This is a genomic window from Pseudarthrobacter sp. Hb11 (assembly GCF_059383655.1).
This window is the reverse complement of record NZ_JBWZCM010000009.1, coordinates 97,324-116,976: the sequence shown is the minus strand read 5'-3', so window position 1 is coordinate 116,976 and position 19,653 is coordinate 97,324. Positions and strand designations below refer to the sequence as shown.

Below are 19,653 nucleotides of genomic sequence, written 5' to 3'. Positions count from 1 at the left end.
CATGGCCCTCAGCGTCCTGGACCTGTTCTCCGTTGGCATCGGGCCCTCCTCGTCACACACGGTGGGCCCGATGCGGGCAGCAAAGCTGTTCGCCGACGGGCTTAAGGGCGACGGACACCTGAGCTCCACCAAACGCGTGCAGGCCGAACTCTTCGGCTCGCTGGGCGCCACGGGGCGGGGCCACGGCTCGGACAAGGCAGTGGTCCTGGGTTTCAAGGGGCTGGACCCCGAAACCGTGGACACCTTCACGGCAGATGACCAGGTTGCGGCAGCCGCCCTTGACGCCGAACTGTGGGTGGGCGGTGACCACCGGGTGGACTTCAACTGGGACGAGGACGTGGTGCTGCATCGGCGCAAGGCACTTCCGGCGCACCCCAACGGCATGACGTTCCGGGCGCTGGACCACGCGGGTGCCGTGCTCAGCGAACGGAGCTTCTATTCGATTGGGGGCGGCTTCGTTGTTGATGGTGACGCCGACGCCGGCGACCGCGTGGTGGCCGATGCCACCGTCCTTCCCTATCCCTTCAATACTGCCGACGAGCTCCTCGAGATCTGCAAGCGCGAAGGCATGTCCATCTCGGACGTTATGCTCGCCAACGAGCTGGTGTGGCGGACCGAAGCGGAACTCCGGGAAAAACTGCTGGGACTCTGGGGCGTTATGCGCGAATGCGTGGACAACGGCTGCGCCGCGGAAGGCATCCTTCCCGGCGGGCTCAACGTTCCGCGGCGGGCGCCGTCGTTATTCCAGACCCTGGCGGCAGATACCGGCGTGACCGATCCACTCCGGGCGATGGAATGGGTGAACCTGTTCGCCCTCGCCGTGAACGAGGAGAACGCCGCCGGCGGGCGCATCGTCACGGCGCCAACCAATGGCGCGGCCGGCATCGTCCCGGCGGTGCTGCATTACTACGTGAAGTTCGTCCCGGGAGCCAACGACGACGGCGTGGTCCGCTTCCTGCTGGCCGCGGCCGCCGTCGGAATCCTGTTCAAGATGAACGCCTCAATTTCCGGTGCCGAGGTGGGCTGCCAGGGTGAAGTGGGCTCCGCCTGCTCCATGGCCGCCGCCGGGCTCTGCGAAGTGCTGGGCGGAACGCCTGCCCAGGTGGAAAACGCCGCCGAGGTGGGCATTGAACACAACCTTGGCCTAACCTGCGACCCGGTGGGCGGGCTGGTGCAGATCCCCTGCATCGAACGCAACGCCATCGCCAGCGTCAAGGCCATCAACGCCGCCCGCCTTGCCCTGCACGGCGACGGCAGCCACAAGGTATCCCTCGACAAAGCCATCAAAACGATGCGCGAAACAGGAGCCGACATGAAAACCAAGTACAAGGAAACCTCCCGCGGAGGCCTTGCCGTCAACGTAATCGAGTGCTGAGCCATGACTGCCATCCAGACTGAAACGTCCCTCCCCCAGCCGCCCACCACGGTGGAACATGTCCTGACCCTGGACTGCAGCGAGTCGCCGGGTATTGTCCACGCCGTCTCCGGCTTCCTGCTGGAGCACGGCTGCGACATCATCGACAACCAGCAGTTCGGCGAGCGTTCCGAAAAGCACTTTTTTATGCGGGTGCATTTTGCGTCCGACGGCGATGCCTCCACCGCGGACACGCTGCGGGCCGCTTTCGGTCCCGTCGCGGAACGCTTCGGGATGCGCTGGCGGCTGGAGCCGCACGGTTCCAAGCGGCGCGTGTTGATCATGGTGTCCAAGTTCGGGCATTGCCTTAACGACCTGCTGTTCCGGGCGCGCATCGGCGAACTCCCGGTGGACGTGGTGGCCGTGGTGTCCAACCACACGGAACACCAGGCGCTGGTGGAGTGGCACGGGATCCCGTTCTTCCACGTGCCGGTCACTTCTGACACGAAGCCGGAGGCCGAGGCGCGGTTGCTGGAACTGGTGGACGAGTTCGATGTGGAACTCGTGGTGCTGGCCCGGTACATGCAGGTGCTCAGCGATAACCTGACGCGCAAGCTGGACGGGAAGGCCATCAACATCCACCACTCGTTCCTGCCCAGTTTCAAGGGCGCCAAGCCGTACCACCAGGCCTACGCGCGCGGCGTGAAGACCGTGGGAGCCACCGCACACTATGTCAACGCCGAGCTGGACGAGGGCCCGATCATCGCCCAGCAGGTGGTGGAGGTGGACCACACCTACGGGCCCGAGGACCTGGTGGCTGCCGGCCGCGACACCGAATGCAAGGCTCTGTCCAACGCCGTCCGCTGGCACTGCGAGGGCCGGGTCATCCTGTTAGGGAACCGGACCGTGGTGCTGCGATAGCGACGCCCTCTCACCTGATGCCGGTTTTCAGGCGATCCTCTCTCCCTTAACGTCGGTTTTCGGGGCACCCCCTCTCACCCGATGCTGGTTCTTGCGTGGGGCTCCCTCATCGTGATGTGGGAGCCCCACGGCCTTAGTGGCGCGTTCGCCGTAGCGCACGTTCCGCCTATACTCAGTTGCTGCCGGCAAACCCCGACGCCTGGGCCGGGTCAAGCCAGCCATTCCGGAGGGCGCGCCCAATGCGTTGTACCGCTGAGCGGAAGCCGTCTGCATAGTCGTCCTTGTCGAAAACGAGGACCGTCCAGTCTGCTGACTCGAATGCCTTGTCCCGTCTCCTGTCTGAGTGGATCTGTGCGTCGCCGAGGTGATGTTCGCCGTCGTACTGGATAGCGAGGCGGCGGTGGCGGTAGCCGAGGTCGGCGGGCCATATCCAACCACGTGCGGGACCGGGTGCTCAGGTGAACGCCGTCGACGCATTCAGTCTCTTCTTCCAGTGCCAGGACGGTGTGCCCCACCACGCCCTTCCGGCGTACCGAGGGCAGCGAACGCGGCTTGCTCAGATGCAGCTCCGTGGAATTGCCCAGCCACGGCGGCAACAGTTGGCACCGAAGCCTGGCCGCGGTCACGTGAGAGATCCACGCTCCCGGCGACGCAGCAGACAACGCCCTGGCTGCGCCTTCCAGATCGAAGTCCCAGTCTGCCGGACGGTAGAGACCACGGCCTACGTTGATGACATCCTTGCGGCGAAGCCTGCCCAGAGAGCGTCGGGTGGGGGTGGGTGGGGCTGACTATTTGGGCTGGAGTGCAGCCAGCCTCACCGCGAGGTGCAAAGCCGGCAGCCTGCCGGTGCCGCGGGGGTCGCCGCCGCAGAGAGAAAAAATCCGCTGCAGCCGCTGATGCATGGACTGCCGTTCCACATGGAGCTCCCGCGCGGCCTGCGCGGTGTTGCAGCCGGAGTCCAGCCACACCCGCAGCGTCTCCAGGAGCTTGGACTGGCGCTGGGCGTCATGCTGGAGAACTGCGGCCAGCTGTTGGTCGATAAAGTCGCGGCGCAGTGCCTCGTCCATCGAGTGGACGGCGAACCGCTCCACCGCGAACGCCTGCGCATCAAGAACCTTCCCGGGGCCGCTTGCCACTGCCCTGGAACGGCCGACGTCGGCAGCAAGTTCCAGCGTGAGCCTCGCCTCGGACAGCGACAACGGCGCGAAGGAAATCCCCGAGGCAACAGGCCCTACTGCGCTAACAGTTCCCTCTGGCACTTCCAGTGACTGCAGACCGTCCACAATCTTCTGCCGCTCGTCGTGGGCGTTCCCGGAGCGGAGGACAGCCAGGGCCAGCAGCTCGGCGTTGTCCGCGTAACTGGCGCCGTGCTGCCCGCCCGGGTCCAGGAGGTGCTCCACGTTCCGCTGAAGTTGCTTGGAGGCAGAGGAACGGACGACCACGGCCACAACCTGCGCTGAAACCGGGATGCCTGCGGCGGGAGCCAGCTCCTGGAGCCGCCAGTGTTGCTTGCCGGAATCGATGGCCCGGATCAGGGCAGCGCCGGCCATCTCCTTCAGGCCGGGTGGCATTCGCTGCAGCAGGGCGAGGGCCAGGATGTCCACAGACCGGTTGCCGGCGATCCTCGCCAGATTCACATCGGCGTCGCCCCGGACCTGCAGTGTCAGACGTGCCGACGGGATGCCGCGCACGGGCACCTCAATGTGGACAGTTCCCTGACGGTCCCCCGCAGCGTCGCCGGTGACGACGGGTTCGGATGACTCAGCGTCCTCCGCAGGTTCGGCGCTTGCGAGGGTGATCCCGGCGGTGGACGTGAGCACCACCTCCGCGTCGGTGGCCGCGGCAAGAACTGCCAGAATCCGGTCCAGGTTGCCGCCGTGGGCGAGCTCCACCGCCATGGCGTGGCTGGCCTGGTCCGCCTGCTGGAGCTGGGCCGCAGACTGGCTGACCAGCTGTGAGTTGATTGCCTCCATGACCGCGACGAAGGGAACTACGCGGCGCAGCTCGATCAGCGGTAGCCCGGCCTCCTCGGCAGCGGAAACCATTGAAGAAGGTATGGAGGGCAGAACGCTGCCGGTCTCGATGGCGAGCGCCGCCACCCCACGCTTGGCCAGGTCCCGAATATAGCCCGTGCGGCGCTCATCGGACGCCAGCGCGAGGGCCTGCCCGCCGGTGAGCAGCAGTTCACCGCCGCCAAGCAACGACGCAATATCCAGGACCTCGCTGGAGTGGATCCAGCGGAGCTGCGTCTGCTGAACAACTCCGGCCGCCGCACGAACCACCGGATCGGCGGCAGTGAAGGTGGGATGTTTCAGGACGTCGTCCAAACGAACCGGCATGACACTCCGTCATGTAGAAGGGAAAAGCTCAGGACACATTGTAGATGATGGATGTGTCTCCCGACACATAATCTTGAAGAACCCCCATCCCCTCAACGAAGAGGCCTCGATGCAACAACAACCCACAGCCCCAGGAGTCGATCAATCCGCCCACGCGGAGGACGTCGAAGCCTGGCTGCAGCCCATTCCCGAGTCCCAGCGCACGCACAAGGTCTCCGGCCAGTTCTGGATCTGGGCCGGTGCCAACCTGGCACCAATCAACTGGGTACTGGGCGCCCTGGGCATCCACCTGGGCCTGAGCTTCGCTGACACCGTGACCGTCCTGGTGCTGGGCAACCTGATCGGCATGCTGCTCTTCGGTTGCTTCGTCCTCCTCGGCCAGAAGACCGGCGCCACCGGCATGGTGCTCGCCCGGGCGGCCTTCGGCCGGCGGGGCAACTACCTCCCTGCAACCATCCAGGCGCTCCTGGTGATCGGCTGGTGCGCTGTCAACACCTGGATCATCCTGGACCTGGTCATGGCGCTCTTCGGAACCCTCGGCTGGGTGGATCCAACAGCCACCAACTACGGCTGGAAGATTGCCGTAGCCACCGGAATCATGGCCGCCCAGGTAGCCATCGCATGGTTCGGGTACAAAGCAATCGCCGCCTTCGAAAAGTGGACTGTCCCGCCCACCATCGTCATCCTGGCCGTGATGTCGGCCGTGGCCTGGTTCGGCATGGACATCAACTGGTCCTATGCCGGCCCTGCAGGCAACATCCTGGAAGGGTCCGAGCGGATCGCGGCCATGAGCGCCGTGATGACGGCCATCGGCATCGGCTGGGGCATCACCTGGTTCACCTACGCCGCCGACTACTCCCGGTTCGTCAGCACCGAAGTGCCCAAAAAGAAGGTCTACCTGGCGTCCGTCCTCGGCCAGTTCATCCCCGTCGTCTGGCTCGGCGTCCTGGGTGCGAGCCTGGCCACCAACAGCGGAGAAATCGATCCCGGCAAGCTCATCGTCCAAAACTTCGGCGTCCTTGCACTGCCCGTTCTCCTGATGGTGTTGCACGGCCCCATTGCCACCAACATCCTCAACATCTACACCTTCTCAGTAGCTACGCAGGCGCTGGACATCACCATCAGCCGCCGCAAGCTCAACCTGTTCGTCGGCGTCTTCTCGCTCGCCGCCGTCGTATTCTTCATCTTCCAGGAGGACTTCGCGGCAGTCCTCGACGCGTGGCTCATCGGCCTGGTGGCGTGGGTAGCTGCGTGGGGCGGCGTGATGCTGGTGCACTACTTCTGGATTGACAAGCGCTGGCCCGGCAATCCGGAACGGCTGTTCGACGGCGTCGGCACCCGGCGGCTCCCCGGCATCAACTGGGCGGGCGTCACGTCCCTCCTGGTAGGCATCTTCGCCACCTGGCTGTTTATGTACGGGCTCGTTCCCGCCATGCAGGGCCCCATCGCCGTGGCCCTGGGCGGCTGGGACCTTTCCTGGCTCGCCGGCGGCCTCGCGAGTGCCACCAGCTACGCCATCCTGGGCCCGAAAATGCACCGCAGATACATTGATGCACCGGCGCCCGTTGCACACCAGCTCCCCAGCGAACTGACTAGCGCCGCCGCATCCGGCACGCAGCCCGCACTCTAAACCGCCTTCTAACCGCGTCACGACAGGACTTTCCCGCATGACTCTCGAAGCATTCCCCGACTCCGCCCACCCGATCAGCTGGCCCGAAGGCAAGCGCGCAGCTGCGTCCTTCACGTTCGACGTCGACGCCGAGTCCTGCACCATCGCCCATGACCCTAAGAGCACCAGCCGGATGTCCCTGATGACCCATCAGTCCTACGGGCCAAAGGTGGCAGTCCCCCGCCTGTTGCAGATCCTCCAGCGCCAGGACATCCGCGCCACGTTCTTCGTCCCCGGTTTCACGGCCGAGTGCTACCCGGATACCGTCCGCCGGATCGTTGACGCAGGCCACGAGGTGGCGCACCACGGCTACCTGCACGAGCCCATGCAGGGCATCGACGCCGCAACGGAGGCCCGCTACATCGACCGCGGGCTGGAGGCGCTGGCCAAGGCTGCGGGCGTGGAGCCGGCGGGCTACCGGGCACCCTGGTGGGAGCTCAACTGGCATTCGCCGGCGCTCCTGGCGGACCGCGGCTTCCTCTACGATTCGAGCCTGCTCGACGGCGATGCTCCCTACCGCTTCAGCGTCGCCCCGGGTGACACCCGGGACATCGTAGAGATCCCCGTCGACTGGACGTTGGACGACTGGGAGCAGTACGCCTTCTACCCGGGAGTGACCGGCAGCGGCGTCATCGAAAGCCCGGCCAAGGTCTTGGAGATGTGGACGCTGGAGGCGGAGGCACACCACGCTCAGGGCAGCTGTTTCGTCCTCACCAACCACCCCTTCATTTCCGGCCGGCCCTCCAAAGCGGTGGCCCTGGAACGGCTTATCGAGCGGGTCAAGGGGATGGACGGCATGTGGGTGGCCACCATGGAAGATATCGCTGAACACACCCGCAGGACGGTGCAGGAAGTCCACTCCCATGCCCGGATCGAGGTGCCGGGCTTCCCGGATACAGGGGCAAGGTTCACGCCCCCGGCGGTACGGGCGTCCATCCGCACCTCCGCAGCAGGATAGGAAAACGGAGGGGGACTGCACCTGAAGGTGCAGTCCCCCTCCGTTTCATTTAAGCGATGAGTCAGTTCCGGACGCAGTGCCTGGTAGCTCTTGAGGCGTGGGTTATGGACGTGACTGGCCGGCCTCGGCCAGGTCTGCGGTGGACTGTGCAGCTCCGGTGTGGACAGAAGTTCCGGCCAGGCCGGTGGAAGCCGAAGATTCCGCGGCGGAGCGCCGCGGCTTAGGTGCGGAAGTGGAGGCAGCGTGCTCGGCGAGGACACCGGTGTGGTGCCGGAGCTTCAGGCGGTACATCAGGACGCCGGTAATGATGACGGTGGCCACGAAGATCACTCCGCCCCACTGCAGATACCACTCGAACGGCGGGACCGAGTTGTAGATTTCCGGCCTCGGCCAGATCAGGTTCAGTGTCATGGCGCCGCCCCACAGGACCGCGAGGATGTTCACCGGGACGCCCCACTTGCCGAGGCTGAAGCCGGATTTTCCGTGGCTTTCGTCGGACAGCGGCCATTTCTTCAGGAAGCGCCGCCGCAGCAGCGGGACGGTGACCAACAGGTAGGAGAGGTAGATCAGGACAATGCTGATGCTGGACAGGATGGTGAAGATCGCGGGCTGCGAGACGTTAACGATCAGCGGAATTATGGCGATGAGTCCGACGACGATGGCCGCCACCGTGGGCGTCTTCCGCTCGGGGTGCACCTTGCTGAGCTGGCGGCTGAAGGGCAGGTTGTTGTCCCGGGCCATGGCGAACATCATACGGATGGCGGCGGCGTGGACGGCGAGGGTGCAGACGATCACGGCCACGACGATGCACACCAGGAAGGCCTTGCCGAAGGGGCCCCCCAGCACGGAGAGCACGATGTATTGAAGGCCGCCGTCGGCAGCGCCCAGCTTGGGGTCGTTCAGGTCCGGGGCGGCCAGGAGGCCGCCGAGGAGGATCAGGCCGCCGAGGATGAAGGACGCCGTGATGGCCCGCAGGATGGCCTTGGGAGCGGTCTTTTTCGGGTCCTTTGTCTCCTCCCCCAGCGAGCTGGCGGTGTCGAAGCCGTACATGACGTAGCCGGAAGCCATGGCGCCGATAAGGAACACCCCGAAGAAGCCAAGGTCGTGGTCCATGCCATAACCCGCGGTGCTGAACAGGACTTCAGGCCCCCGCACAACATGCCAGGCAAGGGCCAGGATCAGGAGCACGGCGGCAGCGAGCTCCACGAACACGCCGATGCTGTTGATTTTGGTCATCAGCTTCACGCCGAAGGCGTTGATGAGAGTGGAAATGGAAATCATGATGCTGGCGAGCAACACGCCGTTAAGGGCGAAATCGTACGTGCCGGTGCCGTCCCCGATGATCTGGAAACCGGACCAGATCTGGGGCAGGGTGAGCTGCAGCGCCAGGGCAACGGCCCCAAGCGCCACGATCGAGGAAATGAGCAGCAGCCAGCCGGCCAGCCAGGCGAACGTTCCTGACGAGAGCTGTTTGGCCCAGTTGTACACCGATCCGGCCACGGGATAGCGGCCGGCCAGTTCGGCGAAGCAGAGCGCCACCATGAGCTGGCCAACGAAGACGATGGGCCAGGACCATGCGTAGGCCGGCCCGGCCATGGCGAAGCCAAAGTAGAACAGTTGAAAAACGCCGGTGAGGATGGAGATATAGCTGACGCCGGCCGCGAAGCTGGCAAACTTGCCGATGCTGCGGTCCAGGGTCTGGGCATAGCCGAACTCGTCCATGCCGCTTGAATCAGAACTCTTGCTGGGTTCCAACATACGAACTCCTAGGTGAGAAAAGCACGATGATGATGCCCCCGCGGCCTCCATTGGACGCGGGTGATATCGGCGGCCGGGCGCCGCGCCTGCGGCGCCCGGCCGTTTCCCCCAAATGCTGTCGCTATCCGGCGGCCCCCACCCCGGCGTCCCCGGCAGGTGAGCCAAACCAGCCGCTGGGTGCGGGCTGGATGTTCTGCCAGATATGTTTTGCCTCGCGGTACTCGTTAAGTCCCGCGCTGCCAAGCTCCCGGCCGATGCCGGACTTCCCAAAGCCGCCCCACTCGGCCTGCGGGACGTACGGGTGATAGTCGTTGATCCATACTGTTCCGTGCCGGAGCCCGCCCGCAACACGCTGCGCCTTCGACGCATCCGATGTCCAGACCGCGCCGGCAAGGCCGTATTCGGTGTCGTTGGCGATCGCCACGGCCTCGGCCTCGGTCCGGAACGTCTCGACCGTCAGAACCGGGCCGAACGATTCCTCCCGCAGCACACTCATGCCGGAGCGGCAGTTGCCGAGCACAGTGGGCGGGTAAAAGAAACCCTCCGCGAGGGCCCCCTCGTGCGGTATGTAGCCGCCGCACAACAGGTCGGCGCCCTCAGCGATTCCGGCCTGGACGTAGGCGTGGACCTGATCACGGTGCTTGGCGGAAATCAGCGGGCCCGTCTCAGCATCGGGATCGAACGGTCCGCCCATCCGGATCTTTTTCGCCCGCTCCACTACCTCTGCCACAAAACGCCCGGCGATGGTCTCCTCGACGACGAGCCGCGCCCCTGCAGAGCAGACCTGACCGGAGTGCAGGAACACCGCGGTCAGGGCGTTGTCGACGGCGGCGTCCCAGTCCGCGTCCGCGAAGACAACGTTGGGGTTCTTTCCGCCGAGTTCGAAGGCGACCCGCTTTACGGTTTCCGCAGCGGCGGCCATGATCGCCTGGCCGGTGGCGAGGCTTCCGGTGAGGGAGACGAGGTCGACGCGCGGGTCGGAGCTGAGCGGGCCGCCCACCTTCGATCCCTTTCCGGTTACCAGGTTTGCGACGCCGGGGGGAATGCCGGCTTCGGCGAGGGTCTCCATAAGCAGGATCGAGGTGGACGGGGTGAGTTCGCTGGGCTTGAGCACGAACGAATTTCCCGCGACGAGCGCCGGGGCCACCTTCCAGGCGGCCTGGAGGAGCGGGTAGTTCCACGGGGCGATGAGGGCACAGACGCCCAGCGGCTCATACACCACGCGGCTGATGGTGTTTGGGCGGCCGGTGTCGATTACCCGGCCGGCATCGAGGCCTGCGATTTTGCCGTAGTACCGGAAGCATGCGGCAATGTCGTCGATGTCGTATTCGGCTTCAACGAGGCGTTTTCCGGTGTCGAGTGCCTCAGCCCGGGCATAGACAGCTTTGTCCCGCTCCAGCAGTTCGGCCACGCGGAGCATAACGGCGCCCCGTTCGATGTCGGTGAGCCGCCGCCAGGGGCCGTCGTCGAACGCGGCCCGGGCACTGGCGATCGCCCGCTCTGCGTCCTCCGCCGTCGACGCGGTGACGGTTGTTACCTCGCGCCCGTCGGCCGGGCAGCGCACCACCGTGGTGCCGCCGTCGGGCGCCTGCTGCCAGGCGCCGTCTATATACAGGCCCTTGACTGAGTCCTGGGCTTTCCCGCCCTGGTGAACCTGCTCAACGGTGGCGGTCATCGTGTCTCCTTCTTTACATCCATCATGCCTAGACCTTTGCCGCCGCTGCCGCCGTAAGCGGGGCGCCGTTACGCTCCAGCGGGCTGAGGCCATGCCGGTAGAACTCTGCGTGCTGCGGCGCCAGGGGCTTTTTACCGGTGATCAAATCGGCCGCCTTTTCGGCGAGCATCATGACCGGCGCGTAGATATTGCCGTTGGTGACATAGGGCATTGCGGATGCATCCACCACGCGCAGGCCGCTGGTGCCGTGCACAGTCATGTCCAGGGGGTTCACTACGGCCATGGGGTCGGTGTCCGGCCCCATCTTCGCGGTGCAGGACGGGTGCAGGGCGGTTTCGGCGTCACGGGCCACCCAGTCAAGGATCTCGGCGTCCGTCTGGACGGCCCGGCCGGGCGAAAGCTCACCGCCGTTGAAGGGCTGCATGGCGGACTGGCCGAGGATGTCGCGGGCCACATGGATGGCCTCAACCCATTCACGGCGGTCCTGGTCCGTGGAAAGGTAGTTGAACACCATGGACGGGTGCACCGTGGGATCGGTGGACTTGATCTTGAGCGTGCCGCGGGCGTCGGAGTACATGGGGCCGATGTGCACTTGGTAGCCGTGCTTCGCATCCGCCTTCTGGCCGTCGTAACGGACGGCGACCGGGAGGAAGTGGAACATCAGGTTCGGGTACGCAACATCCTCGTTGGAGCGGACGAATCCCCCGCCCTCGAAGTGGTTGGTGGCTGCCGGTCCCTTCCGTCCCAGCATCCATTGCATGCCGATCCACGGCATACGCCAGACGTCCAGGGCCGGTTGCATGGAGACCGGCTGGGTGCAGGCATGCTGGATGTAGACCTCGAGGTGGTCCTGGAGGTTTTCCCCGACACCGGGCAGGTTGGCCACTGAGTTGATGCCCAGGGAGTTCAGGTGTGCGGCGTCGCCGATGCCGCTGAGCTGCAGCAACTGCGGTGTGTTGATCGCGCCGCCAGCCAGGATCACCTCGCCGGCGTTGACCTGGTGGGTCTTGCCGTTGCGGCGGTAGGTGACGCCGGTTGCTACATTGCCCTTGAAGTTGACCTTGGTGACCAAGGCCCGGGTCAGGACGGTCAGGTTGGTCCGGCCGAAGTTGGGACGCAGGTAGGCGCGGGAGGCGGAGAGCCGCTGGCCCTTGTGGACATTGCGGTCGAAGGCAGCGAAGCCCTCCTGGCGGTACCCGTTGACGTCGTCCGTCCGGGGGTAGCCCGCCTCCTGGGCGGCGGTGAAGAACGCCTGGAACAGCGGGTTGGTGGCCGGGCCGCGCTCCAGGACGAGGGGGCCGTCATGGCCGCGCAGTTCATCGTCCGGGTCTGCGGCGAGGGCGTTTTCCATCCGGTTGAAGTAGGGCAGGCAGTGGGCAAAGTCCCAGGTTTCCATGCCGGCGTCAGCGCCCCACCGCTCGTAGTCGAGGGGGTTTCCGCGCTGGAAGATCATGCCGTTGATCGAGCTCGAGCCACCGAGGACCTTGCCGCGGGCGTGGGCAACCCGCCGGCCGCCCATGTGGGGCTCCGGGTCCGATTCGTACCGCCAGTCATAAAGCGGGTTGCCGCTGGGGAAGGTCAGCGCGGCGGGCATCTGGATGAAAAGATCCCAGGGGTAGTCGCTCCGTCCGGCTTCGAGAACCAGGACGCTGCTGTTGCCTCCGTCGCTCAGCCGGTCGGCCAGCACGGAACCCGCGCTGCCGCCACCGACGATGACGTAGTCGTAGCTGTCTTTTGTCATGCTGCAAACTCTCCTTTTACCCAATGCCAGTTACTGGCCCAGATTGGGTCGTCGTTCTTCCGGATGCGAAAGGGTGACCGTGTTAGCCGGAGAATCCGCGGTATTCCCTGGTGTGGCGTAGGTCATATCCAAGGAGAGTAGTGCACGTTGAACAAGTGTTCAATAGGAAAACTGGACAAGTGTTCAAGAATTTACCGGCGCGAAACATCAAGCCCCTAAAGGACGCGGGAGTGCGCACTTGCCCCTCACATGTGTCGCACTCCTGCCCGTATGTGACGCGGAGCAAATGGCGTCTTCAGGGCAGGCCAATGGTGCGTTTGGCTGCGGCCATGCGGAGGTGTGCTACGGCCCGGGCGCTAGGCGGCGAAGGCGATCTCTTCGGTGCGGGCAATGCTCCGCCGAATGGATTCCTTGTCCACCCCAAGGAGTGCGGTCAGCCACATGCCGTTCTGCAGGACAACGATATCGGCGGCCCGCTCCTTGCATTCCGTGGCGGACAGTTCCGGCTTGGCGTTCCCTATCAGGGCGGCAAGCCCGTCCAGGTACCGGTCGAACGCCGCCGCGTTGATCAGGGCGAAATCTTCGTCCGCCCTCGCCAGCGCCCAAAGATGAAGGCGCAGGGACAGGTACCGCGTGGTCAGGAGTTCCGGGCCCGCAACCCGGCGGAGGGCATTCTGGAGCTGTTCGTCAGGGGGCAATGACGGGTCCGGCGCAACCAGCGCGAGGTCGTGTTTGTCGACGCTGTGCAGCACCGCACGGATCAAGCTCGATTTGTCTTCGTAGTAGTAATTCACCAGCCCGAGGGCGACACCTGCCTCGCGGGCCACCGCGCGCATGTTCACTCCCGAGATCCCGCGGTGCGACAGCAGGTCCAGCGCTGCATCAAGAATGCGCTGCTGCCGGTCAACCTGCTCGCCCTGTTCACGGGAGTTCACGGTGCTTGTATCCACTTGGCCAGAATATGGGGAAACCTGTGACGGCGCATACCAACGACTGGTGATGGTGCTCTAGTGGGCCTGGCGCGCACCTATTTCAACAATGAGCACTCCCGCGGAGATGAGCAGGATCCCGCATGCCATTTGCGGCGTGAGGGGTTCCTTGAACAGGATGCGGCTGGCTACTGCCGTCAGAGCGACACCGCAGGCCACCCAGATGCCGTACCCCACTCCCAGTGGCATCCCATGAGCGAGCGCCAGGCTCAGGAATCCGAAGGCGCTGACATAGCCACCAACGATAGGAACAAGCCACAGCTTCTTCTTCAGCCCCTCGGACGCGCGCAGGGACATGGTTGCCGCAACTTCGGTGAGGATGGCAAGGCCGAGGAAAAACCAGGTCATGCGTTTTCGTTTCCTTGCTTGGCGCGGTGGGCCTTCTGCGAGCCGACTTCAACTGTGATGACGCCGGCCAGGATAAGCGCGATGCCGAAGCCCATCAGCCAGGTGAGCGGCTCGTCGAAGATACTTGCAGACAGCAGCGCGGTAGCGGTGACGCCACCGGCGCCCCAGGCACCGTACGCGACACTGATGGTCATGCCCAGCCGAAGGCAGACGGACAGAAGTGAGAAGGCGGCGACGTACCCCGCAACAACCAGTACGTACCAGCCCGGCGCTTCCAGGGCCGCCTTCAAAGCCAGGGTTGCCGAGACCTCCGTGACGATTGCCCCGCCGAGGCACAGCCACTGTTTCACTGCGAACCTCCGTCGTCGATCAAACCGAGAATGTGCCGCACTATGGCCGCCCGGTCAGCTTTTTTGGGGGCGCCAACGCCGCTCGCCTCCGCTGCCCACAAACCATCCGCTGCCAGCCGGGCAGTAATGAGACGGGTGCGCTGAACGGACGGTGTCCCTTCCGGGATCAGGAGCCAGGGGTCCAGGTGGCGAGCCCAGGCTTCCTGCAGTTCGGCCCCGTAGGCGGAGTAAAACCACAGCGCCCACTCCGCCCGCATATTCTGCCCCTCTGCTGCGGCCCTCACGTATGCTCGGTACCGCTCGTCGACTGAAGCCTCGCGCTTGCCCAGAAGCTCACTCATCCTCTGCCCCATTTGGCATGCCGCGTACTCAACCAGTGCGGTCATCAGCGCATCCCGGTTTGGGAAGTGGTACATCAGCCCGGGCTTGGTAACCCCTGCTTCGGATGCCACCGCGTCCAGGGTGATAGCGGCACCTTGGCTGCGTGTTGCTACCCGCAATCCGGCCTCAAGAATGTGCGGTCGCTGGCTCTCTCTCACCTCCAAACTTTACCATCTGGAAGGTAAAGGCTGCTTTGGATTCGCGGCTCCCCTGACCGGGCCGCAAGGCCTCGAAAAAAAGACGTCCCGCGACGTTTCTTAACGCTCCGCTACGCCGCGTTGAGCGTACGCGTCGTCCCGTGAACCCCTGCTACGGAAACGATTGTGGGGCCGCTGGGCGCTCCGTAATCTCATCTCAGCACCCGCCCCAGCAAAGGAATCCCAATGTCAGAACCCTCGGACAAGAGTCCGCAAAACGAGCAAGGCTCCACCCGCATCGTGGCCGGCCAGTCCGCGGCTCCCAAGCGCCCCCTGGGGCTGAAGATCGGCATCGCTGCCGGCATTCTTGCCCTGGTGGGCAGTGGCGCCGCCGTCGCGTCCGCAGTCAACAGCGGCACCCCGGCCACAGTCCAGGAGACCGCAGCTGCCGGCAACCCCGCCGCCGAACTGAGACTCGGCTATTTCGGCAACGTCACCCACGCACCCGCCTTGGTGGGCGTCAGTCAGGGCCACATCGCCGGCGAACTGGGCGACACCAAGCTGACCACCCAGGTCTTCAACGCAGGCCCCGCCGCTATCGAGGCGCTGAATGCCGGCGCCATCGATGCCACATACATCGGCCCCAACCCCGCCATAAACTCGTTCGTGAAGAGCGGCGGCGAATCGGTCAACATCATCGCGGGTGCTGCGGCAGGCGGCGCCCAACTGGTGGTCAAGCCGGAGATCAACTCCGCGGCGGACCTCAAGGGCAAGACCCTCGCCTCCCCGCAGCTCGGCGGCACGCAGGACGTCGCCCTCCGCGCCTGGCTCACGGCGCAGGGGTACAAGACCAACGTTGACGGCAGCGGCGACGTCGCCATCAACCCCACCGAGAACGCCCAGACCCTGAAGCTGTTCCAGGACGGAAAGCTCGACGGCGCGTGGCTGCCTGAGCCCTGGGCCTCACGCCTGGTGCTGACCGCCGGGGCGAAGGTGCTGGTGGATGAGAAGGACCTGTGGGACGGCTCGCTGTCCGGCAAGCCGGGCGAGTTCCCCACCACCATCCTGATTGTGAACCGAAAGTTCGCTGCGGACCACCCGGACACCGTGAAGGCGCTGCTAAAGGGCCACGTGAAGTCGGTGGAGTGGCTGAACAGCGCGGCCAACGGCGAGAAGGCCAACGTTATCAACGCCGCTTTGAAGGAAGCTGCGGGCGCAGAGCTCAAGGCTGATGTGATCGACCGGTCCCTGAAGAACATCGTGTTCACCGTGGACCCGCTCGCCGGCACCTACCAAAAGCTGCTGGCGGACGGCGTGACTGCCGGAACCACCAAGCAGGCCGACATCAATGGCATCTTCGACCTGACTGCCCTGAACAGCGTGGCCGGCGAGAAGACCTCGGCCGCAGGGCTCGGCAAGGAGTAGGCCCGCACTTGATCGATTGCTCCGTAGGCGCCCTTTTGACTCCTCTAAACGGCATCTGCGGAGCAATCGATGTGCCAGACGATTCTGCTTACCCCTCTTCGGAAGCCCCGTTCAGCTCCGCCCGCGTGGGCGGGTTGGCGCCGGGACGTGACACGGTAACTGCCGCCGCCTTGGCCGCGTGGGCCAGGAGTTCCGCCAGCCCTTCAGCCGGCAGCTCGCGCAGGTCCTTGCGGTTCTGAGCGCCGTCCAGTCCGCGGTCCACCAGCCCGGACAGCAGCGCCGCCATAAACGAATCGCCGGCGCCCACAGTGTCCGCCACCTCCACCAGGGGTGCCGGCACCCGCGTCTCGCCCGCCCGGGTCACTCCCCACGGCCCGTCCGCTCCACGGGTCACCACCACCATGGCCGGCCCTTCGTTCCCGCCCAGCTCCAGCCAGCGCCGCGCGGCGTCCAGCACGTCGAGCTCCGGATACAGCCATTCCAGGTCCTCGTCCGAGGCCTTCACCACGTCGGCCAGGGACACAAACTTCTCCGTGTGCCGGCGCGCGTAGTCCACATCGGTAATGATGCTCGGCCGGCAGTTGGGGTCGAAGCTAATGGTGGCGCGGGGGTGGGCATATTCGACGGCGGCGAGGACGTCCGTGGCGCCCGGCGCCAGCATCGTAGCGATGGAGCCGGTGTGCAGCAGGGTGGTGCCCTGCAGCATAAAGGCGAGCCGGTCGGCGATGCCGGGAAGCTGCCAGGTGAGATCGAACGTGTAGGTGGCGGCGCCGTCGTCGTCAATCAACGCGGTGGCAACGCTGGTGGGCAGCTCATCAGGACCCAGCGGCATCATCACGGAACTGGCGCGCAGGTGGGCGGCGACGGAATCGCCGTAGGCATCCCGGCCGAACCGCCCAATGAACTGCACGGGGTGGTCCAGGCGTGCCAGTCCAACGGCTACGTTCAGCGGGCTGCCGCCCACGTGGGCTTCGATTCCGGAAGCGCGCTGGACAACGTCGACGAGGCCTTCGCCTATAACAGTGAGCATGGTCATACTCTGCCAGAGAAGTGGGACGGGCAGCAGCTCATTCAGTCAAGCAGCGCCTGTACCAGCTCCCGGCATTTTCGGTACGCCTCAGCTGCGGGGTCAATCAGCGCGAAGTGGTCGCCGGGCACTGTGAGCAGGCGCGCCGGAGTGGTTCCGGCCAGGCTCGCCTCAACGTAGGAGGTGGACATGGCCAACGGCACGTCCTCATCGTCCGTTGCATGGACAGCGTAGACGGGGACGTCCAGAGGCAGCGCGGCCATCGGGTCCGCGTTCCGGTGCCGGTCCGGGAATTCCGACGACGGCCCGCCCAGCAGGTTGGCTACCGCACCGATGCTGAGGTTGAGCCGTTCGGCCTCGGCCAGGTTCAGGACGCCGGACTGGCTCACCACCCCGGTGAGGCGGACGCCGTCGTTGTTCATGCGGACGGCGCCATGCTCAACCTCCAACCCCAGCGGCAGCCGGTCACGGCCCGCCGCCCATACTGCAAGGTGCCCGCCGGCGGAATGCCCTAGGGCCACCACCTTGGTCAGGTCCAATGCGTCGGGTGCGGCGAGCTCCTGCAGCTTGTCAATGCCCGCCAAAATGTCCTGGAAGGTGTGGGGCCAGCCGCCGCCGTTTCCGGCGCGGCGGTACTCCAGGTTCCATGCCGCGAGGCCATGTGCGGCCAGGTCCCGCGCCAGCGGCTCACCCAGTTCAGCCCCGTACTTCGATCGCCAGAAGCCGCCGTGGATCACCACCACCACGCCACGCTGCATCGCGCCGTCGGGCAACTCCGGGAGGAACAGCTCACCCCACTGGCTGGGGTCATCTCCGTAGTAATGCCTATGCCGCTGCACCATGTGCCGAGCGTACCGCCCAGGGCCAGCAGTGCCGTTACCGTCCGGACGGCTGGCGCCGTAAGCCTCGAAGGACGCGCCCCGCCGGGCTAGGCTCAGGAGTTAAAGTGCCGCCAAAGGGGATGACCATGACCAGCACAACGGAACCGGGCACGACGCAGGCCACAGCCATGCCAAAGCCACAAGCATCTGATGCCCATTCCCGCCTTTCAGCCCTTGTGGCAAGCGCAGCCGGCCGGCCGACGCAGCCGTCCTATTCCCCGTTCGACGGCGGGATGGTCGGGAAGGTGCCTGTCTGCACTCCCGGCGACGTGGAAGCTGCCATCGCCAGTGCCCGGGCAGCCCAGCGGAAGTGGGCCGAGGTTCCGCTCCGGCAGCGCAGCGCCGTCGTCGGGCGGTTCCAGAAGCTGCTTCTCCAGCGCGAAGCGGAGATCCTCGACCTGGTGCAGCAGGAGAGCGGCAAGTCACGGCTGAACGCGTTCGAGGAACTTGCCGACGCGTGCCTGACGGCTGCCTATTATGAGCGCACCGCCGAACGGCACCTCCGCCCCGCCCGCCGCACCGGGGCGGCGCCGGGCCTGACACGGACCGTGGAGTACCGGCTCCCCAAGGGCGTGGTGGGGATCATCAGCCCGTGGAACTATCCCTTCACCCTCGCCGTCTCGGACGCTGTCCCGGCGTTGTTGGCCGGTAACGCGGTTGTCCTGAAACCTGATTCGCAGACACCGTTTACGGCGCTGCTCGCCCTCGAGTTGTTGCAGGAGGCCGGACTTCCGCGAGACCTCTTCCAGATTGTGACCGGGCCGGGGCCGGCACTCGGCTCGGCAATGATTGGCGCCGTCGATTTCCTCATGTTCACCGGTTCCTCCGACACAGGAAAGATCCTGGCGAAGCAGTGCGCCGAGCGGCTCATCGGTTTTTCCGGCGAGCTAGGTGGGAAGAACGCCATGCTGGTCCTCGCCGACGCGGACATCGCCAAGGCGGCCAGGGGCGCAGCCCAAGGCTGCTTCTCCAATTCGGGCCAGTTGTGCATCAGCATGGAACGGATTTATGTGCACCATGCCGTCTTCGAGGAGTTCCTCGCCGCCTTGACCATGCAGGTGGAAGGGATCCGCTTGGGCGCTGGGCCCCGCTGGGACATCGACATGGGCTCACTGGCCGGACAGAAACAGCTGGACCGGGTGACCGCCCACGTTGAGGACGCGCTCGGAAAGGGTGCCCGGCTCGTCACGGGCGGCCGCGCCCGGCCCGATCTTGGCCCGTTCTTTTACGAACCCACCATCCTTACCGGCGTGACGGAGGAGATGCTTGTGGCGCGGGAGGAAACGTTCGGGCCGGTGGTGAGCGTCTACCAAGTAAAGAACGACGACGAGGCCGTCGCCCTTGCCAACGACTCCCGCTACGGGCTCAACGCCAGCGTCTGGTCCGCCAGGCGCGGCGAGTCAGTAGGCAGGCGCCTGATGGCCGGGACGGTGAACGTCAACGACGGGTACTCGGCGGGTTGGGCCTCCCATGATGCGGCGATGGGCGGGATGAAGGACTCGGGCGCCGGGCGGCGTCACGGCAGGGAAGGCATTTTGAAGTACACCGAAGCCCAAACGGTCGCCGTGCAGCGGCTGCTGCCGATCGGCCCTCCACCAGGCGTATCCAACGAGAGGTACACCCGGCTCGTCAAAGGCGCCCTCACACTCATGAGGGGGTTCCGCTAAGGGCGGCGGAACCCCGGACTAATCGAGTGCTCC

Annotated in this window: 17 protein-coding genes; 6 read left to right on the top strand and 11 right to left on the bottom strand. The window is 65.5% G+C overall.

Annotated features, from left to right (window positions below; translation table 11 throughout):
* Window position 1: 1 nt before the first annotated feature.
* Both AC50X7_RS13595 and purU read left to right on the top strand, forming a co-directional pair.
* Window positions 2-1,375, top strand: coding sequence for an L-serine ammonia-lyase (locus AC50X7_RS13595; RefSeq protein ID WP_494979489.1), 1,374 nt, complete (start codon window positions 2-4; stop codon window positions 1,373-1,375).
* 3 nt (window positions 1,376-1,378) lie between these two features.
* Window positions 1,379-2,275 carry a formyltetrahydrofolate deformylase gene (gene purU, locus AC50X7_RS13590; protein ID WP_494979488.1) on the top strand — a complete coding sequence of 299 codons (897 nt, stop codon included), beginning with the start codon at window positions 1,379-1,381 and terminating at the stop codon, window positions 2,273-2,275.
* 172 nt (window positions 2,276-2,447) lie between these two features.
* On the opposite strand, the gene AC50X7_RS13585 is transcribed toward purU, so the two are convergent.
* Window positions 2,448-2,624: a putative endonuclease domain-containing protein gene (locus AC50X7_RS13585; protein ID WP_494979513.1), complete on the bottom strand. Its 177-nt coding sequence runs from the start codon at window positions 2,622-2,624 to the stop codon at window positions 2,448-2,450.
* Window positions 2,625-3,063: 439 nt separating this feature from the next.
* The gene (locus AC50X7_RS13580; protein ID WP_494979487.1) at window positions 3,064-4,614 is read right to left on the bottom strand and encodes a PucR family transcriptional regulator; all 1,551 of its coding nucleotides are present in this window, start codon (window positions 4,612-4,614) and stop codon (window positions 3,064-3,066) included.
* Between the two features lie 109 nt (window positions 4,615-4,723).
* Here AC50X7_RS13580 and AC50X7_RS13575 point away from each other — a divergent pair, with 109 nt between their 5' ends.
* Entirely contained in the window at window positions 4,724-6,244 is a 1,521-nt protein-coding gene (locus AC50X7_RS13575; RefSeq protein ID WP_494979486.1) for a purine-cytosine permease family protein, read from the top strand.
* 37 nt (window positions 6,245-6,281) lie between these two features.
* On the top strand, window positions 6,282-7,241 hold the full coding sequence (locus AC50X7_RS13570) for a polysaccharide deacetylase family protein (protein WP_494979485.1): 960 nt from the start codon (window positions 6,282-6,284) through the stop codon (window positions 7,239-7,241).
* Window positions 7,242-7,343: 102 nt separating this feature from the next.
* Here AC50X7_RS13570 and AC50X7_RS13565 read toward each other — a convergent pair whose 3' ends face one another.
* The 7 genes from AC50X7_RS13565 to AC50X7_RS13535 form a co-directional block, all read right to left on the bottom strand.
* Window positions 7,344-8,999 carry an APC family permease gene (locus tag AC50X7_RS13565; RefSeq protein WP_494979484.1) on the bottom strand — a complete coding sequence of 552 codons (1,656 nt, stop codon included), beginning with the start codon at window positions 8,997-8,999 and terminating at the stop codon, window positions 7,344-7,346.
* A 121-nt stretch (window positions 9,000-9,120) separates the two neighbouring features.
* Complete coding sequence (locus tag AC50X7_RS13560) at window positions 9,121-10,674, bottom strand: aldehyde dehydrogenase family protein (protein WP_494979483.1); 1,554 nt, start codon at window positions 10,672-10,674, stop codon at window positions 9,121-9,123.
* Window positions 10,675-10,702: 28 nt separating this feature from the next.
* Window positions 10,703-12,415 carry a choline dehydrogenase gene (gene betA / locus AC50X7_RS13555; protein ID WP_494979482.1) on the bottom strand — a complete coding sequence of 571 codons (1,713 nt, stop codon included), beginning with the start codon at window positions 12,413-12,415 and terminating at the stop codon, window positions 10,703-10,705.
* A gap of 356 nt (window positions 12,416-12,771) precedes the next feature.
* Window positions 12,772-13,365, bottom strand: a complete 594-nt coding sequence (locus tag AC50X7_RS13550; protein ID WP_494979481.1) for a TetR/AcrR family transcriptional regulator — start codon at window positions 13,363-13,365, stop codon at window positions 12,772-12,774.
* 57 nt (window positions 13,366-13,422) lie between these two features.
* Window positions 13,423-13,752: a DMT family transporter gene (locus AC50X7_RS13545; RefSeq protein WP_494979480.1), complete on the bottom strand. Its 330-nt coding sequence runs from the start codon at window positions 13,750-13,752 to the stop codon at window positions 13,423-13,425.
* On the bottom strand, window positions 13,749-14,102 hold the full coding sequence (locus AC50X7_RS13540) for a DMT family transporter (protein ID WP_494979479.1): 354 nt from the start codon (window positions 14,100-14,102) through the stop codon (window positions 13,749-13,751). Before AC50X7_RS13540 ends, AC50X7_RS13545 begins: the two co-directional genes overlap by 4 nt.
* Window positions 14,099-14,641 carry a TetR/AcrR family transcriptional regulator gene (locus tag AC50X7_RS13535; protein ID WP_494979478.1) on the bottom strand — a complete coding sequence of 181 codons (543 nt, stop codon included), beginning with the start codon at window positions 14,639-14,641 and terminating at the stop codon, window positions 14,099-14,101. The genes AC50X7_RS13540 and AC50X7_RS13535 overlap by 4 nt, the downstream gene beginning before the upstream one ends.
* A gap of 225 nt (window positions 14,642-14,866) precedes the next feature.
* On the opposite strand from AC50X7_RS13535, the gene AC50X7_RS13530 reads away from it, so the two are divergent.
* Window positions 14,867-16,045 carry an ABC transporter substrate-binding protein gene (locus AC50X7_RS13530; RefSeq protein WP_494979477.1) on the top strand — a complete coding sequence of 393 codons (1,179 nt, stop codon included), beginning with the start codon at window positions 14,867-14,869 and terminating at the stop codon, window positions 16,043-16,045.
* Window positions 16,046-16,133: 88 nt separating this feature from the next.
* Here AC50X7_RS13530 and AC50X7_RS13525 read toward each other — a convergent pair whose 3' ends face one another.
* Both AC50X7_RS13525 and AC50X7_RS13520 read right to left on the bottom strand, forming a co-directional pair.
* On the bottom strand, window positions 16,134-17,075 hold the full coding sequence (locus AC50X7_RS13525; RefSeq protein ID WP_494979476.1) for a carbohydrate kinase family protein: 942 nt from the start codon (window positions 17,073-17,075) through the stop codon (window positions 16,134-16,136).
* 41 nt (window positions 17,076-17,116) lie between these two features.
* Complete coding sequence (locus tag AC50X7_RS13520) at window positions 17,117-17,914, bottom strand: alpha/beta hydrolase family protein (RefSeq protein ID WP_494979475.1); 798 nt, start codon at window positions 17,912-17,914, stop codon at window positions 17,117-17,119.
* Window positions 17,915-18,039: 125 nt separating this feature from the next.
* Between AC50X7_RS13520 and AC50X7_RS13515 the strand changes: the two genes are divergently transcribed.
* The gene (locus AC50X7_RS13515; RefSeq protein WP_494979474.1) at window positions 18,040-19,620 is read left to right on the top strand and encodes a succinic semialdehyde dehydrogenase; all 1,581 of its coding nucleotides are present in this window, start codon (window positions 18,040-18,042) and stop codon (window positions 19,618-19,620) included.
* Window positions 19,621-19,653: the final 33 nt, after the last annotated feature.

Coding starts and splice junctions, on each gene's coding strand:
- AC50X7_RS13595 (WP_494979489.1), top strand. CDS start 2: ATGGCCCTCAGCGTCCTGGACCTGTTCTCCGTTGGCATCGGGCCCTCC.
- purU (WP_494979488.1), top strand. CDS start 1,379: ATGACTGCCATCCAGACTGAAACGTCCCTCCCCCAGCCGCCCACCACG.
- AC50X7_RS13580 (WP_494979487.1), bottom strand. CDS start 4,614: ATGCCGGTTCGTTTGGACGACGTCCTGAAACATCCCACCTTCACTGCC.
- AC50X7_RS13575 (WP_494979486.1), top strand. CDS start 4,724: ATGCAACAACAACCCACAGCCCCAGGAGTCGATCAATCCGCCCACGCG.
- AC50X7_RS13570 (WP_494979485.1), top strand. CDS start 6,282: ATGACTCTCGAAGCATTCCCCGACTCCGCCCACCCGATCAGCTGGCCC.
- AC50X7_RS13565 (WP_494979484.1), bottom strand. CDS start 8,999: ATGTTGGAACCCAGCAAGAGTTCTGATTCAAGCGGCATGGACGAGTTC.
- AC50X7_RS13560 (WP_494979483.1), bottom strand. CDS start 10,674: ATGACCGCCACCGTTGAGCAGGTTCACCAGGGCGGGAAAGCCCAGGAC.
- betA (WP_494979482.1), bottom strand. CDS start 12,415: ATGACAAAAGACAGCTACGACTACGTCATCGTCGGTGGCGGCAGCGCG.
- AC50X7_RS13545 (WP_494979480.1), bottom strand. CDS start 13,752: ATGACCTGGTTTTTCCTCGGCCTTGCCATCCTCACCGAAGTTGCGGCA.
- AC50X7_RS13530 (WP_494979477.1), top strand. CDS start 14,867: ATGTCAGAACCCTCGGACAAGAGTCCGCAAAACGAGCAAGGCTCCACC.
- AC50X7_RS13525 (WP_494979476.1), bottom strand. CDS start 17,075: ATGCTCACTGTTATAGGCGAAGGCCTCGTCGACGTTGTCCAGCGCGCT.
- AC50X7_RS13520 (WP_494979475.1), bottom strand. CDS start 17,914: ATGGTGCAGCGGCATAGGCATTACTACGGAGATGACCCCAGCCAGTGG.
- AC50X7_RS13515 (WP_494979474.1), top strand. CDS start 18,040: ATGACCAGCACAACGGAACCGGGCACGACGCAGGCCACAGCCATGCCA.